The organism is Limimaricola variabilis, assembly GCF_034371605.1.
GTDB lineage: Bacteria > Pseudomonadota > Alphaproteobacteria > Rhodobacterales > Rhodobacteraceae > Limimaricola > Limimaricola variabilis.
Window position 1 is genome coordinate 493,811 of the sequence record NZ_CP139691.1, and the last position, 14,987, is coordinate 508,797.

11 protein-coding genes are annotated in these 14,987 nt (G+C 67.5%); 7 read left to right on the forward strand and 4 right to left on the reverse strand.

Going from position 1 to position 14,987, the window contains the following annotated elements; translation table 11 throughout:
* Both T8T21_RS02455 and T8T21_RS02460 read right to left on the reverse strand, forming a co-directional pair.
* A complete protein-coding gene (locus T8T21_RS02455) occupies positions 1-1,314 on the reverse strand; it encodes a cytochrome c3 family protein (protein WP_322336668.1) in 1,314 nt (437 codons plus the stop codon).
* Between the two features lie 69 nt (positions 1,315-1,383).
* Positions 1,384-2,175, reverse strand: coding sequence for a hypothetical protein (locus tag T8T21_RS02460; RefSeq protein ID WP_322336669.1), 792 nt, complete (start codon positions 2,173-2,175; stop codon positions 1,384-1,386).
* On the opposite strand from T8T21_RS02460, the gene T8T21_RS02465 reads away from it, so the two are divergent.
* The 7 genes from T8T21_RS02465 to T8T21_RS02495 all read left to right on the forward strand — a co-directional run bounded on the left by T8T21_RS02465 (position 2,174) and on the right by T8T21_RS02495 (position 9,675).
* Positions 2,174-2,356, forward strand: a complete 183-nt coding sequence (locus T8T21_RS02465) for a hypothetical protein (protein ID WP_322336670.1) — start codon at positions 2,174-2,176, stop codon at positions 2,354-2,356. The two genes, T8T21_RS02460 and T8T21_RS02465, sit on opposite strands and share 2 nt — an antisense overlap.
* Positions 2,357-2,629: 273 nt before the next feature.
* Positions 2,630-4,609 carry a heme lyase CcmF/NrfE family subunit gene (locus T8T21_RS02470; RefSeq protein WP_322336671.1) on the forward strand — a complete coding sequence of 660 codons (1,980 nt, stop codon included), beginning with the start codon at positions 2,630-2,632 and terminating at the stop codon, positions 4,607-4,609.
* The gene (locus tag T8T21_RS02475) at positions 4,609-5,154 is read left to right on the forward strand and encodes a DsbE family thiol:disulfide interchange protein (RefSeq protein WP_322336672.1); all 546 of its coding nucleotides are present in this window, start codon (positions 4,609-4,611) and stop codon (positions 5,152-5,154) included. Before T8T21_RS02470 ends, T8T21_RS02475 begins: the two co-directional genes overlap by 1 nt.
* Complete coding sequence (locus T8T21_RS02480) at positions 5,151-5,651, forward strand: cytochrome c-type biogenesis protein (RefSeq protein WP_322336673.1); 501 nt, start codon at positions 5,151-5,153, stop codon at positions 5,649-5,651. The genes T8T21_RS02475 and T8T21_RS02480 overlap by 4 nt, the downstream gene beginning before the upstream one ends.
* Entirely contained in the window at positions 5,648-6,889 is a 1,242-nt protein-coding gene (gene ccmI / locus T8T21_RS02485) for a c-type cytochrome biogenesis protein CcmI (protein WP_322336674.1), read from the forward strand. Before T8T21_RS02480 ends, ccmI begins: the two co-directional genes overlap by 4 nt.
* Before the next feature lie 46 nt (positions 6,890-6,935).
* Positions 6,936-8,207 carry an NAD(P)-binding domain-containing protein gene (locus T8T21_RS02490; protein WP_322336675.1) on the forward strand — a complete coding sequence of 424 codons (1,272 nt, stop codon included), beginning with the start codon at positions 6,936-6,938 and terminating at the stop codon, positions 8,205-8,207.
* 70 nt (positions 8,208-8,277) lie between these two features.
* Complete coding sequence (locus tag T8T21_RS02495) at positions 8,278-9,675, forward strand: ankyrin repeat domain-containing protein (RefSeq protein WP_322336676.1); 1,398 nt, start codon at positions 8,278-8,280, stop codon at positions 9,673-9,675.
* A 14-nt stretch (positions 9,676-9,689) separates the two neighbouring features.
* On the opposite strand, the gene T8T21_RS02500 is transcribed toward T8T21_RS02495, so the two are convergent.
* Together T8T21_RS02500 and T8T21_RS02505 are read right to left on the reverse strand one after the other, a co-directional pair.
* Positions 9,690-12,023, reverse strand: coding sequence for a tetratricopeptide repeat protein (locus T8T21_RS02500; protein ID WP_322336677.1), 2,334 nt, complete (start codon positions 12,021-12,023; stop codon positions 9,690-9,692).
* A gap of 187 nt (positions 12,024-12,210) precedes the next feature.
* The gene (locus T8T21_RS02505) at positions 12,211-14,592 is read right to left on the reverse strand and encodes a hypothetical protein (RefSeq protein WP_322336678.1); all 2,382 of its coding nucleotides are present in this window, start codon (positions 14,590-14,592) and stop codon (positions 12,211-12,213) included.
* Positions 14,593-14,987: the final 395 nt, after the last annotated feature.

Genomic DNA, 14,987 nt, shown 5'->3' on the forward strand with positions numbered 1-14,987 from the left:
TCACCGAAGCCTCGCATCCTCAAAGCTGCGCGTGTCGTGGCAAAGATTGCAGCTCTTGCCGAACTGGCCGTCATGGGCGTCGTCCTCGGCGTGGCAGGAGACGCAGTCCTGGGCGATCTGCAGGCTCGCGGCCTTGTCAGGCGTATGGCACGATCCGCAACTCATGCCCTGATGCGCGCCGGTGAGGGCGAAATCGGTCTGGGCGTCATGGTCGAAGGTCCAGAACTCCCAGCCATTCGGGTTGTGGCAGGTCTCGCATTGGTCGGAGAGGCTTCCCTCGTGGATGTCGTCATCCTCGTGACAGCTCGCGCAGGCCGGTTCGGCCGAGCGGAACGCGGGGTCGAGATGGCAGCCCTCGCAGGGCACGAGGGTGTGCAGCCCGAGAAGGGGGAAGCGGGTGATGTCGTGGTCGAAGGCCACTTCCTCGGCCCAGCCGCCGGGCGCGTGGCAGGTATCGCAGGCCTCGCCGAGCTGGCCGTCATGCGGATCGTCGGCCTCGTGGCAGGCGACGCAATCGGTGGCGAGGTCCTCGGCGAAGGCGTTCGTCGTGTGGCAGGCTTCGCAGGCGGCATCCTCATGCGCACCGACCAGGCTGAACTCGGTGTCACGGTCGTGGTCGAACCGCACCTCGGTCCAGACCTCGACCACGTGGCAGCTGTCGCAATCCTCCCCGAAGCGCCCCGAATGCACGTCTTGGATCTGGTGGCAGCCGACGCAGTCCGTGGGCAGGCCCTCATAGACCTCGCCGACATGGCAGGCCGAACAGGCCACCGCCTCATGCGCGCCTGCGAGCGCGAAGCCGGTCTCGGAGTGATCGAAAGGTTTGAGACCGGCCCACCCCGTCTCGGCATGGCAGGCGGCGCAGTCGGAGCCTAGTCGCCCCTGATGCGGCTGATCCTCTTCATGGCATCCGACGCAATCGCTCGCTGCGTCCCGGAACTTCGCCTCGGCTGCGTGGCACGAGGCGCAGGGCAGGGTCGCATGCGCTCCCTCCAGCGTGAAATCGGTATTTGTGTGGTCGAAGGTTTCCGTATCGAGCTGCACGATATCCGCGTCGCGACCGTCATGGTCGGTGTGGCAGTACCGGCATTCCTGCTCCAGAACCTCCTGTCTGCGGCCGTGAAAGCCGCGACGATCGGCGATGTCCTGATCGACCTTCTCGTGGCAATCGAGGCATAGCGCGGACTCGCCTTCCTCAGAAAAGGAGACATGGCAGTTCGCGCAGTCGCTTTCGAGATCGGCGTGCCCCTCGATGAGATCGCCCGGCATGACCAGCCGTTCGAGCAGCGATTGCGCGGAGGAGGGGGTGGGCATCAGCAGCAGGAAGACCCCGGCCAGAACCTGGCAGACGGCGCGGAGCGTTATGCTGCTAACAAGGCACATTCAATACAGATGAACCCCCACGACATGCACGATAGCAGCAAAGACGAGGATCACGAACAGCGGAAGGTGAAAGAGGTGCCAGAGCGCGAACAGCCGCTCATAAAGCGCGAAGGACTGCGCCCGCGCGACGGCGTGGAGATAGCTGTCGAGATGCTGTCTCACCAGGCCGCTGCGATCGCGCTTGGGGCCGTCCTGCCGGCGGAGGAGCTCGGCGTAGCGCCGCATGACCTCGCGCCGCAGCCGAAACCGCGAGACCGGTCCGGTCAGCGTGCGATGGAAATTCGACCATAGGTCCTGCGTCTGGGGCAGGCGACGCGCCTCGTAGGCCTTCAGGGTTTCCAGAAGCCAGGACGGATCCGGCATGTCCGTGTCGAACTCGTGCTTGAGGGCTTCCATGTCGTTCAGATATTCACGCACCGAAGCCCGCCGCCCGTAGAGCCCCTTGTGGATGCGCGCGTAGAACAGGCGCCCGATCAGGCCGCTGGCCGCCACGATGAGCATGGCAAACAGGGCCATCGTGCTGTTGAGCGATCCGAGCGTGAAGTTGGAATGCAGGATGATCAGCACCGGGCCGATGATGCCCAGCATCATGTGAATCCTGAACCAGTTGCGGACATTGCCGATGAAGCGCAGCCCCGCGAACCGTTTGCGCAGCGGGTAAAGAAGCAGGGTCAGCATCGCCAGCGCACCGCCGATCCCCAGGAAATATCCCAGGCCGGTCTCGGCTGTGAGATCCCCCTCGAGGCGCCGGGTCCAGGCATAGGCAAGAACGACGAAGGAGAGCGTCAGCATGATCGGCAGCTCGAACGCGCCGGTTTGCCGCCGCGCGGCCTTCGGCTTTTCACCCTTCGACGGGGGCGCATTTTCGCCCGACGAGCGGGCACCGGATTTCATTCCGGAAATTCCAGCGAGCGTTGCAGTCATCTACGAACCTCGGGGCAGGGAAGCTTTGCTTTCGACCGACGCCGCGTAACGCCCTCCCGAAATACGCGCCACGTTGCTCGCGCCGAGGCGCCGATTCCGGCGGGTTTGCGCGCGCGGGCGGGGCTGCCGCGGCGGAAACTGGCGCAAAATTGCACAGCTCATTGCCACATTTCTGGACAAAACTCTGTTATGGGCGAAGAATGCGAGGAAGCGCTCCGATCGGGCGGGACCCTTGGAGCGCCGCCTTGCAGTGTCCTCGATGACCGGCGGAGCGCCGCGAAGCCGTCGTCAGGCGCCGCCGAAAGATCAGGGGTGATCGGCGATGGTGGCGGAGATCGGACAATTCGCCCTCGTGCTGGCGCTGATGATCGCGCTCGCCCAATCGGTCGTGCCGCTGATCGGCGCCAGGCGGGGCGAGACCCAGCTCATGTCATTCGCCGATGTCGCAGCCGTGGTGCAGTTCGGCTTCGTCGTCATCGCCTTCGCGGCACTGGTCCGGGCGTTCATGGTGACCGACCTGTCGCTGCGCGTGGTCGTCATGCACTCGAACTCCGCGATGCCGATGCTGTTCAAGGTGACCGGCGTCTGGGGCAACCACGAAGGCTCGCTGCTCCTGTGGGTGCTGATCCTGACGCTGTTCGGCGCGGCGCTCGGCCTCAGGGGCGACAACCTTCCCGCCACGCTCAAGGCGCGCGTTCTCGCGGTGCAGGGCATGATCTCGGCGGCGTTCCTCGCGCTGATGATCTTCACCTCCAACCCCTTCGCGCGGGTGTCTCCGGCGCCGGCCGATGGACAGGAGCTGAACCCGCTGTTGCAGGATGTGGGTCTCGCGATCCACCCGCCGTTTCTCTATCTCGGCTATGTCGGGTTCTCGGTGACCTTCGCCTTCGCCATCGCTGCGCTCATGGAGGGCCGGGTGGACGCGAGCTGGGCCCGCTTTGTGCGGCCCTGGGTGCTCGCCGCGTGGTGCTTTCTGACCATCGGGATCACGCTCGGCAGCTTCTGGGCCTATTACGAGCTGGGCTGGGGCGGCTGGTGGTTCTGGGACCCGGTCGAGAATGCTTCCTTCATGCCGTGGATCGTCGGCACCGCGCTGTTGCACTCCGCGCTCGTGGTCGAGCGGCGCCAGACGCTGATCGTCTGGACCGTGCTGCTGGCGATCCTGACCTTCTCGCTGAGCCTGGTGGGGACGTTCCTGGTGCGCTCGGGGCTCCTGACCAGCGTCCACGCCTTCGCAACCGACCCATCGCGCGGCATGGGGGTTCTGGCGATCCTGTTTGCCGCAACCGGCGGCGGGCTGATCCTGTTCGCCATGCGGGCAGGGAAGTTCGACAAGCCGGCCGTCTTCGCACCGGTCAGCCGCGAAGGCGGGCTGATCCTGAACAACATCTTCCTCGTGGTCGCGGCCGGCACGGTCTTCGTCGGGACATTCTACCCGCTGGTGATCGAGGTGCTGGGACCGGACAAGATTTCGGTCGGGCCGCCCTATTTCAACCAGACCTTCGTGCCGCTGATGATCCCGCTGCTCGTCGCCGTCGCGGTGGGTCCGATCCTGCGGTGGAAGCGCGACAGCCTGCGCCGGGCGCTGGGCCAGCTACGCCCGCCGGCGGCGGTGGCGCTCGTCGTGGCGGCGGCGGTCTTCGTCGCGGGCGGCGGGGCGCATCCCTTCGCCGCCGCGGCATTCGGCCTCGCGGCATGGCTGGTGGCCGCGTCGCTCTGGGCGCTGGCGCTCTGGGTCCGGCTGTTTCGCGAGCCGTGGCGCCGCAGCGCGACGCTCGCCCGCAAGGTGCCACGCTCGGTCTACGGGATGGCGATGGCGCATGCGGGCCTCGGCCTTCTGGTGGCGGGCATCACCGGCGTCACCGCCTTCCAGGAGGAGCGGATTCTCTCCATGTCGCCGGGCGACCGGGTGACGCTGGCCGGCTACGAGGTCAGCCTCGACCGGGTCGAGCAGCTCACCGGCGAGAACTTCATCGCCGAGCAGGGCCAGTTCACGATTGAGCGCGACGGCGAGCCCTTCGCTGCCATGACCTCGGAACGCCGCTTCTACACGGTGAGCCGCAACACCACCACGGAGGCCGGTATCCGAGCGGTGTTCCTGTCGAACCTCTACGTCGCGATCGGCGAGCCGAATGACGGCGGGCAGTGGGTCGTGCGGCTCTATCACCATCCGCTGGCGCTGCTGATATGGCTCGGCCCGCTGTTCATGGCGGCGGGCGGTTTCGTGTCGCTGAGCGACCGCCGGATGCGCATCGGCGCGCCGCAGCGATCGCCCCGCCGCCCCCAAGGCGTGGAGGCGTGATGGCAGGTGGCATCCGCAAATCCGTGCTGATCCCGGTCGCCATCTTCCTGCTGGTAGGCGGGGTGTTGTTCTCTGTCGCGGCGGGCGGCCGCGAGGTGAGCGGCGAGGGATATCTCGACCGCCCGCTGCCGGAATTCGCGCAGCCGCCACTCATCGGCGACGAAAGGGGGCTCTCGGCCTTGGACATCCGGGGCGAGGTGGCGCTGATCAACGTCTTCGCCTCGTGGTGCGCCGTCTGTCTCAGCGAACACCCGATGCTGATGCGTCTGGCCGCCGAGGAGGGGGTCCCGCTTTACGGTCTCAACTGGAAGGACCGGCCGGGGGCGGGCAGGCGATTCCTCGACCGGCATGGCGACCCCTATGTCGCCACGGGGGAGGATGCCGCAGGCAGGCTCGGCGCGCAGCTCGCGGTGACCGGCGTGCCCGAGACCTATCTCGTCGATGCCGAGGGGCGCATTCGCTATCGCCATGTCGGCGCCCTGACCGAGCGGGTCTGGCAGGAGGTTCTCAGGCCCCTGATCCGCGATCTCGAGAGACCGTCATGACCGGGTTGCGGCAGCTTGCGCGCGCGCTGGCAGTCGCCTGCCTCTGCGCGCTTGCGCCGGTTTTCGCATTGGCCGTGCAGCCTGACGAGATGCTGGCCGATCCGGCGCTGGAGCAGCGCGCGCGGGCGCTGAGCCTGGAGATGCGCTGCCCGGTCTGCCGGAACCAGTCGATCGACGACTCCAACGCCGAGCTTGCGCGCGACCTGCGGGTGCTGATCCGCGAGCGGCTGGTGGCAGGCGACAGCGACGCCGAGGTGATCGCCTACCTCGTGGACCGCTACGGCGCCTATATCCTGCTTCGGCCGCAGATGGGCGCGGATACGCTGCTGCTGTGGCTGGCACCAGCGCTGATGCTGGGCGCGGCCTTCGCCGGTTTCTCGATCCTCTGGAGGCGCAAGGGACCGCCTCCGCCCGAGCCCGAGGCCTTGTCGGAGGACGAGAAAGCGGTGCTCGCACAGGCGCTGGGGCAGGGGCCGGGACAGGGGAGCAGACCATGACGCTATGGATCATCTTGACGGCCATGATCTCGGTGGCGGCCACGCTCGTGATTGCGCCGTTCCTGCGACGCCAGATGGGCGGCGCGGGCACGAATGAGCAGTCCATCGCCTTGGCCCGCAGCCAGATCGAGGCGATCGATGCGGAGGTGGCGCAGGGCCTGCTTGCGCCGCAGGAGGCTCAATCGGCGCGCCGGGAGATCGAGCGGCGGATCGTTGCGGCGACGCGGGCGCCGCAATCCGCGCTGGGCGAGGCATCCGACAAGGTGCGGCTGGTCTCCGTCGCGGTCGTCTCGGGATGGGTGGTGATCGGCTCGGCGGCGCTCTACCTGTCGATCGGGCGGCCCGACCTGCCGGCGGCGCCGCATATGCCGATGGCCAGCCTCGCCCAGCCCGTCGCACCCGCGTCTGCGCCGGCTACAGCGCCGCTCGCCAGCCCTGCGCAGGTGGAAATGTCCCAGCCCGCCGGCAGCGTCGACAGCTCGATCGCCAGCCTCGCCGCCCGCCTGCGCGAGACGCCCGAGGATGCCGAGGGCTGGCGGATGCTGGGCTGGTCCTACTTCAATACCGGGCGCCACGCCGAGGCTGCCGACGCCTATGCGCGGGCTGTGGCGCTCGTCGATGACGACCCCGATCTCTGGTCCCATTACGGCGAGACGCTGGTGAGGGCCGCCGACGGGCTGGTCACCACGCCCGCCAAGGAGGCCTTCGACGCGGCGCTCGCCCTGAACGCCGACGACGCGCGTGCCCGGTTCTTCAAGGGGATGGCGCTGGAGCAGGATGGCGATCCGCGCGCGGCCCTCGATCTGTGGATCGGGATGTTGGCCGATGCGCGGGCCGACGCCGACTGGGCGCCGGGCGTCTTGCAGCGCGTGCGCGAACTGGCTAGCCAGCACGGCATCGATATCGCCGGGCGGCTGCCTGAGACGGAGCCGCTGCTTCCGCCTGCTCCGGTCGCTCCGGGTCCGACGCAGGCGGATGTCGATCAGGCGGCGCGGATGACGCCCGCCGACCGGCAGGCGATGATCGCCGGCATGGTGGACGGGCTGGAGGCCCGGCTGAACGACGATCCGAACGATCCGGATGGCTGGATGCGGCTGATGCAGTCGCGGATGGTCCTGGACGGTCCCGATGCGGCCCGCGCCGCCTATGAACGCGCGTTGCGACAGTTTTCCCAGTCTCCCGACACACGTGCCCGGATCGATGCGAAGGCCACAGAGCTGGGCCTCCGGGCGGATTGAACAGAGGAACGGATCCCTGATTGATACGACATTCCTGATCTATGCCGTGCCGCTGGCATTGGTGTGGGTGGTGTTCGTGGTCCTGCGGCGGCAGGGCGAGCGCAGGGCGCTGGCAAAGAAGCAGGAGGCGCAGGCCGCTGGGCTGACCCAGCCCGCCTCGCTGCATCCGGACATCGACGCGAGCATGTGCATCGGCTGCGGGGCCTGCGTCCGCGCCTGTCCCGAGGGCCAGATCCTCGGGCTGGTGAACGGCAAGGCCGAACTGGTCGAGCCTGCCAACTGCATCGGGCACGGTGCCTGCGCCGCGGCCTGCCCGATGGACGCCATCAGCCTCGTCTTCGGCACCGCCGAGCGCGGCGTCGACATCCCCGAGGTGGGGCCGGATTTCCAGACCAACGTGCCCGGCATCTACATCGCGGGCGAGCTTGGCGGCATGGGGCTGATCCGCAACGCGATCGAACAGGGCCGCCAGGCGATCGGCGAGATCGCGAAGCGGAAGGCGCAGGCGCCGGAGGGCGAGGTCGACGTGGTCATCGTCGGTGCCGGCCCGGCGGGCTTCGCGGCCGGCCTCGGCGCCAAGCAGCACGGGCTCAAGCACGTGATCCTCGAACAGGAGAGCTTCGGCGGCACCGTCTCGCATTTCCCGCGCGGCAAGCTGGTGATGACCGCCCCGGTGACGCTGCCGATCTACGGCAAGGCGAACTTCCGCGAGACGACCAAGGAAAAGCTGATGGAGTTCTGGACCCAGGTGCTCGAGGACACCGGGCTCGAGATCAACTACGAGGAGCGGGTCACCGACATCGCGCCCGAGGGCGAGGGCTTCGTGGTCACCAGCACGAAGGGCACCTACCGCACCCGCTCCGTGCTCCTGACCATCGGGCGGCGCGGCACGCCGCGCAAGCTGGGCGTCGAGGGCGAGGAGCAGAGCAAGGTGGTCTATCGCCTGATCGACCCAGAGCAGTATCAGGGCCAGTCGGTTCTGGTGGTGGGCGGCGGCGACAGCGCGATCGAGGCGGCGACCAGCATCGCGGAACTGCCCGACACCGACGTCACGCTGTCCTACCGGAGTGCCGCTTTCTCGCGGGTGAAGCCCAAGAACCGCAAGCGGCTCGAAGAGGCCGAGACCGCCAAGCGCCTCGACGTGATCCTCAGCTCCAACGTCAAGATGATCGGCGAGACGCATGTGGAGATCGAGCAATCGGGCGAGACGACGAGTCGTCCCAACGACGCCGTCATCGTCTGCGCGGGCGGCATCCTTCCGACTCCCTTCCTGAAATCCATCGGCATCACCATCGAGACCAAACATGGCACTGCATAGACCGCCTCTCGTGTTGGCCTTGGCCCTGCTGGCTGCTCCGGGCCTTGCGGAGGAGCAAGGCGACCCGACCATGGCTCTTCGGATCGAGGAGGCGCAGACGGCGGTGCGCCAGCGCAACTACGCCGAGGCCGCCGAAACCCTCGCGGAGCTGGCCGCTGCCGGCAATGCCGAGGCGAACTACATGCTGGCCACGCTCTACCGGGACGGCCGTGGCGTGCCGCAGGACGAAGCGACGGCCTTCGATCTCACGCTGGCGGCGGCCGAAGCCGGACATGTTGAGGCGCAGTACAGCCTCGGCACCCTCTACCTCTCGGGCCGCGGAACCGAAGAGGAGGCCGCCGAGGGACGCCGCTGGATCGCCGCTGCCAGCGCCGCGGGGCATGCACGGGCCAAGGAGGCGCTGTCCGAGCTGGAGGCCCGCGCCGCCGAACCGGTCTCGGATGCGGAAATCTCGCCGCCGGAGGAGGCGCCCGAGGTTGCGGACCTGGCGCCATCGCAGATCGCGACCGAGCTGGGCTGGACCCTCCTGATCGAGGCCGCCCGCCGGGGAGAGGAGCAGACCGTTCGAGCCTTGCTCGAACAAGGCACCGCGCCGGACGAGACCGACAAGCAGGGGCGCACGGCGTTGATGCACGCGGCCGAGGCCGGGCATCTCGACACGGCCCGCTCGCTGATCGATGTGGGCGCCGATCTCGACCTGCAGGATGCCGAGGGCAAGACCGCGCTGGCGCTCGCGACCGAAGCCGGCCATTTCGAGATCGTCGAATACCTCGTCATGCAGGGCGCGCGGAGCGATCTGGCCGACGATGCCGGTGCCCGACCCCTGCTACGGGCGATCGAGGACGGGCAGGCACGCATCGCCATGCTGCTGGCGGGCGAGGCCCTTCCTGTCGAGGACACCGACCTCCAGACAGTCCTGCTCATGGCCGCGGCGCGCAGCAGCGGGCCCGAACTCCTGCGCCTGTTGTCCGATCACGGCCTGCCCTTCGATCTGGTGGACGAGGATGGCCGGGGCGCGCTCTGGCACGCGGCCGCGTCGGGCAACGCGGCGGCGACGGCCTTCCTGATCGAGAACGGCGTGGGCCTCGACCGGGCGGACGAGGCCGGGGAGGCGCCGCTGCACGCCGCCCTTCGATTTGGCCAGGCAGAGACGGCCAACTTGCTGCTCGCCGGAGGCGCCGATGGCAGCCTCGCGACCTCCACCGGCAACACGCCTTTGATGATCGCCGCGCAGCAGGGCAATCTGGACGCGGTCCGCCGCCTGCTGGAAGCGGGCGTCGATATCGACCTGCGCAACGCGAAACGCAACTCGGCGCTGATGCTCGCGGCGCAGGCCAACCGCGTCGAGGTCGTGCGCCTGCTGCTCGAAGCCGGCGCCGACAAGCGGCTCCGCAATCAGGATCGCCATCGCGCCCATGACCTCGCCGTCGCGGCGGGTCATGCGGAGATCGCGGAGATGCTGGAATAGGTCGCGGCTATGGGTCAGAAATCCTGCCTGATCCCGAAGAAGGCGTAGCTTTCGGTGCTGTTGTCGCGCGATGTCGATGTCTCGGTGCGCGACAGGCGGCCGCCCAGCTCGAGTTCGAGCATAGTGTTGTCCCGGATCTCGTAATCGATCGTCATCGAGGGGATCGCGAAGACCTCCGTGCCGCCGGTTCTCTTCAGGTCCCGGTGGCCCAGCCGGAGACGCGGACGCAGCCGCCACCGATCGGTCGGTTCGAACCGGTAGGAGGCGTCGGCGAGCACCAAGGTCGAGGAGGAGGTGTCGGCATAGCGCGCCGACGCGCTCACGACATCGGTCTCCGAGAACACGCCCGAGCCGAAGACGCCGATGGAGGCGTAGTAATCCTGTCCCGGCGCCGGGATCTCGGCCACGCCCCCGGAGGCCGGATTGCCCTCCGTGTCGAAGATCGTGGCATCCATGTTGAGCAGCCAAGTGTCGTCGATGGGATGGAAATAGGTGAGGGTGACCGAACGCGACGCGGTGGTGCGGTCGAGCGCGAGCTGCCGTAGCTGATCGAGCGTGAAGCTGTCCCGCAGGTCGTCCAGCGACCTGCCGAGCTGACCTTGCTCCGCATTGCTCAGCGCGAGGGTGGGGGACTGGACGAAATCGAGGCTGAGCGTGATCGTTGAGCGGTCCGCGAAGATATGCGTGCCCGAGACGCGGGCATAGTTCAGCCGGTCGAAGTAGATGTCGTAATCCATGGCCGTGCTGGCGCTGAACCACTCTTCCTCGTATTCCAGCTCGAACCCGACCGTGCGCCGATCGACCAGCGATCCGGCACGCTGTTCGTTGGCGTAGATCGTCAGATCGGTGTCGGGATAGATCTCCGCGAAATCGACGCTGGCGCCATAGGTCAGCCGGTCGAAGCCGAACAGCGGATCGCGCACGCTTTCGACGGGCGAGCCGATCTGGAAATGGGTGCTGACATCCTCCTGCAGCTGCCAGCTGATGGTCGCGCCGTCGAACCGGTCGAACACCCCGCCGGATCGGACCAGGTGCCGGCCGAAGCGGAACGACAGTTCGGACCCTTTCGGATCGTAGTCGAGATAGAGCCGCGAGAACCGGAAGTTCTCCTCGTCGTCATCGAAGTCGACCTCGAAGGCGCCCGCGACGCGCCAGGACAGGATGTAGTCTTCGGTCTCGTAGGAGCCGATGGTGCTCAGGCTCGTCACCAGCGAGTTCTGCAGCACGAAGTCGTCCACCGATCTCCGGGAGGTGTCGAACTCCGTGAAGCGGGTCGTGCCCTGCCGAAAGAAGTAGGTGGCATCGACGCTGCCCGAATATTCGAGCTTCGGCAGCGTCTCTTCCTCCTCGCGGTCGTCCTCCGCCGGCTCGGGCGCATCGGAGGGTCTCCGTGCGATACCGGACGGCTCGACGGGCCGTTCCTGATCGGTGGAGGCGGGCGCCTCCTCTTCCTCGTCCGCCGGTTCGGGAGCGGCGCGATCCGCTTCGGCGACCTCGCGCAGCGGCTCGGGCGGGGCGCCCCTTGCCGTGGTCAGCGCGTCCAGACGCTGCCGGACGCGAACCGCGCCCTCGCTGTCGGGATAGCGCTCCAGATAGAGCAGGTACTCGGCCTCGGCCTGCGCGAACTGCTCGTTGCGCTCGCGCACGACACCGAGCAGTTCGCGGGCCTCGGCGCTGCGGCTGTTCTCGGGCGCGTTCAGGATCCTGGTCAGCAGCCGGATCGCGAGGTCGTAATCCTCTGCGGTGATCGCTGCGCGCGAGTCGGCGAAATCGGTCTCGATATCGGCCTCATCTCGCGCGACCTCATCGGGCGCCGTCTCCGGTGCCTCGGCCTCCGGCTCCGGCGCGGCGGGTTCAGGGCCGTCCCCGGTGAGATTGGCGAGACATTCCCCGGTATCCTCGGCACCGGCCACCGCGATGGACAGGCGCGTCCCGTCTGCGGACATGATGGCATTCGTGACCATCGCGCTGGCAAAGGAGATGCCGAGTACGAGGTCGGCCCCGGACTGTTCAAGCTCGATGCGCGTCACGCCGAGATCGCTCGACGCAGGCGCGGGAACGACCTCCGGCGCCTCCAGTTCGAGGCCCTCGGCATCCTCGGCCTCGCCGCGCAGGACGAGATCGAGCCGGTCGCTGGCCTCGGCCCCGGATTGCACGAGAAGATCGAGCGGTTCCGCGAATTCCACCGCGAGGATCGGGCAGCCCAAATCCGAATTGAAATCCGCGCTCGCCCCGACAAGCAGTGCCTGCGCCCGGGCCGTTTCCGGGAAGGTCAGCGCGGCGAGCAGGGCAAGAGCCGCGGTCGGGCCGCAACCTGGTCTGCAGTCGAACCCGTTGCGGTCGCCCATCCCGATCCCTCCCCTTCGCACCAGTCCAGCTTCGGGGTTTCAAGAAACATGTCAATTAACCGAAATCGGGGGGTTAGCTGGGGATTCCCCGTATGGCCAGGCGAGATCCGGCTGACCGCCGGAGCTGCTGTCGATACCGCCGATGGAAGCGGGCGGCGCAGGCGGCCCGAACCGAAGACCCGCTGCATCAATCGTCCCAGTCGCGGGTGTTGTGGCAGTCATCGCAGGCGTTCGACGACTGCGGATGGTCGCTGGGCTTGCCCTCGGCAAAGCCGCCATTGTGGCAGGTGACACAGGCGCCGGCGACAGAGTCATGATTGACCCGCACCTCCGACCATTCCGTGGTCTGGTGGCAATCCTCGCACAGATCGCTGCTGGGGATGTGGTTGCCGGGCTTGCCGGTGGCGGTGCTGCCGTTGTGGCAGCTGGCGCAGGCGCCGGTGACCGAAGCGTGGTCGAAGCGGACATCGGTCCAGTCGGTGACGACGTGGCAGTCGTCGCAGGTGTTGCTGCTGGGGATGTGGTTGCCGGGCTTGCCGGTGGCGGTGCTGCCGTTGTGGCAGCTGGCGCAGGTGCCGGTCACCGAGGCGTGGTCGAAGCGGACATCGGTCCAGTCGGTGGTGACGTGGCAGTCGTCGCAGCTGTTGGTGCTGGGGATGTGGTTGCCCGGCTTGCCGGTCGCGGTGCTGCCGTTGTGGCAGCTGGCGCAGGCGCCGGTGACCGAGGCGTGGTCGAAGCGGACGTCGGTCCAGTCGGTGGTGACGTGACAGTCGTCGCAGGTGTTGGTGCTGGGGATGTGGTTGCCGGGCTTTCCGGTCGCGGTGCTGCCGTTGTGGCAGCTGGCGCAGGCGCCGGTGACCGAGGCGTGGTCGAAGCGCACGTCGGTCCAGTCGGTGGTGACGTGGCAATCGTCGCAGGTGTTGGTGCTCGGGATGTGGTTGCCGGGCTTGCCGGTGGCGGTGCTGCCGTTGTGGCAGCTGGCGCAGGCGCCGGTGACCGAGGCGTGGTCGAAGCGGACATCGGTCCAGTCGGTCGTGACGTGGCAGTCGTCGCAGGTGTTGCTGCTGGGGATGTGGTTGCCGGGCTTGCCGGTGGCGGTGCTGCCGTTGTGGCAGCTGGCGCAGGCGCCGGTCACCGAGGCGTGGTCGAAGCGGACGTCGGTCCAGTCGGTCGTGACGTGGCAGTCGTCGCAGGTGTTGCTGCTGGGGATGTGGTTGCCGGGCTTGCCGGTGGCGGTGCTGCCGTTGTGACAGCTGGCGCAGGCGCCGGTGACCGAGGCGTGGTCGAAGCGCACGTCGGTCCAGTCGGTGGTGACGTGGCAATCGTCGCAGGTGTTGGTGCTGGGGATGTGGTTGCCCGGCTTGCCGGTGGCGGTGCTGCCGTTGTGACAGCTGGCGCAGGCGCCGGTGACCGAGGCGTGGTCGAAGCGGACATCGGTCCAGTCGGTGGTGACGTGGCAGTCGTCGCAGGTGTTGCTGCTGGGGATGTGGTTGCCGGGCTTGCCGGTGGCGGTGCTGCCGTTGTGACAGCTGGCGCAGGCGCCGGTGACCGAGGCGTGGTCGAAGCGGACATCGGTCCAGTCGGTGGTGACGTGGCAATCGTCGCAGGTGTTGCTGCTGGGGATGTGGTTGCCCGGCTTGCCGGTGGCGGTGCTGCCGTTGTGGCAGCTGGCGCAGGCGCCGGTCACCGAGGCGTGGTCGAAGCGGACATCGGTCCAGTCGGTGGTGACGTGGCAGTCGTCGCAGGTGTTGCTGCTGGGGATGTGGTTGCCGGGCTTGCCGGTGGCGGTGCTGCCGTTGTGACAGCTGGCGCAGGCGCCGGTGACCGAGGCGTGGTCGAAGCGGACATCGGTCCAGTCGGTGGTGACGTGGCAATCGTCGCAGGTGTTGCTGCTGGGGATGTGGTTGCCCGGCTTGCCGGTGGCGGTGCTGCCGTTGTGGCAGCTGGCGCAGGCGCCGGTCACCGAGGCGTGGTCGAAGCGGACGTCGGTCCAGTCGGTGGTGACGTGGCAGTCGCCACAGCTATCCGTACTTGGTACGTGATCACCGGGCTTGCCGGTGGCGGTGCTGCCATCATGGCAGCTGGCGCATGTGCCGCTGACGGCGGCGTGGTCGAAACGGACATCGGTCCAGTCATTGGTGACATGACATGAATCGCAGGTGTCAGCGCTCTCGACATGGTCCTCGGGTTTGCCGGACGCGCTTTCACCGTCATGGCACTCGACACAGTCGCCGGTGACGAGGGCGTGGTCGAAGGCAAAGGGCTTCCAGTTCTGGACGGTGTGACATTGGCCGCAGCTGTCGGAGGCGGGCGGGTGCGATCCGGGCTTGCCGACCGCCATCTCGTTGTCATGGCAGCCGACGCAGGTTTCCGGGGTATCGGTCAGGACGCCGTCCAGATGGCAGCTTTCGCAACTCAGTTCCCCATGGGCGCCGTCCAATGCAAATCCGGTTGCGCCGTGATTGAAGTCGGAGAAGGCGCCCGCGATTCCCTCCTCATCCTGGGCCCGGAGGCTGGACCCCAGCACGACGAGGCAGATCAGAAGCAGGACCCGAAGACCCCATGCCACGGCGACGGTCAGCCCGGCTCTCTGGGACTTTCTCTGGACGCCAACGGCGCTTGCGCCATCCGGGTAACACATAAGGCAACCCCAGTACCGCTTGAGTACCGCTTAGAAGACCAGATTGCCTTCGAGACGTGCAGCACGGCCTGCAGCCGGGAAACCGGCGGGCAACGCGGTCGTCGAATTGCCCAAAGATAGCTCCAGCCCGATTTTTGAGCAACCTCGGCGTTGGCCGGCTGCGGCCTTCGGCAGCATTTCGCTGTCGTGAGATTGAGGATTGGATCACCTATATCCTCGATGATCGAGCAATCCACGCGAGGCTTTTTGAGCGTCAATCCTGCTGAAAATCGCGCCTTCGCAATCAGAGGTGCAGGATATTTCGCAGCCCGGTCGCAATGCGT

Coding starts and splice junctions, on each gene's coding strand:
- T8T21_RS02455 (WP_322336668.1), bottom strand. CDS start 1,314: ATGCCCACCCCCTCCTCCGCGCAATCGCTGCTCGAACGGCTGGTCATG.
- T8T21_RS02465 (WP_322336670.1), top strand. CDS start 2,174: ATGATCGGCAGCTCGAACGCGCCGGTTTGCCGCCGCGCGGCCTTCGGC.
- T8T21_RS02460 (WP_322336669.1), bottom strand. CDS start 2,175: ATGCTGACGCTCTCCTTCGTCGTTCTTGCCTATGCCTGGACCCGGCGC.
- T8T21_RS02470 (WP_322336671.1), top strand. CDS start 2,630: ATGGTGGCGGAGATCGGACAATTCGCCCTCGTGCTGGCGCTGATGATC.
- T8T21_RS02475 (WP_322336672.1), top strand. CDS start 4,609: ATGGCAGGTGGCATCCGCAAATCCGTGCTGATCCCGGTCGCCATCTTC.
- T8T21_RS02480 (WP_322336673.1), top strand. CDS start 5,151: ATGACCGGGTTGCGGCAGCTTGCGCGCGCGCTGGCAGTCGCCTGCCTC.
- ccmI (WP_322336674.1), top strand. CDS start 5,648: ATGACGCTATGGATCATCTTGACGGCCATGATCTCGGTGGCGGCCACG.
- T8T21_RS02495 (WP_322336676.1), top strand. CDS start 8,278: ATGGCTCTTCGGATCGAGGAGGCGCAGACGGCGGTGCGCCAGCGCAAC.
- T8T21_RS02500 (WP_322336677.1), bottom strand. CDS start 12,023: ATGGGCGACCGCAACGGGTTCGACTGCAGACCAGGTTGCGGCCCGACC.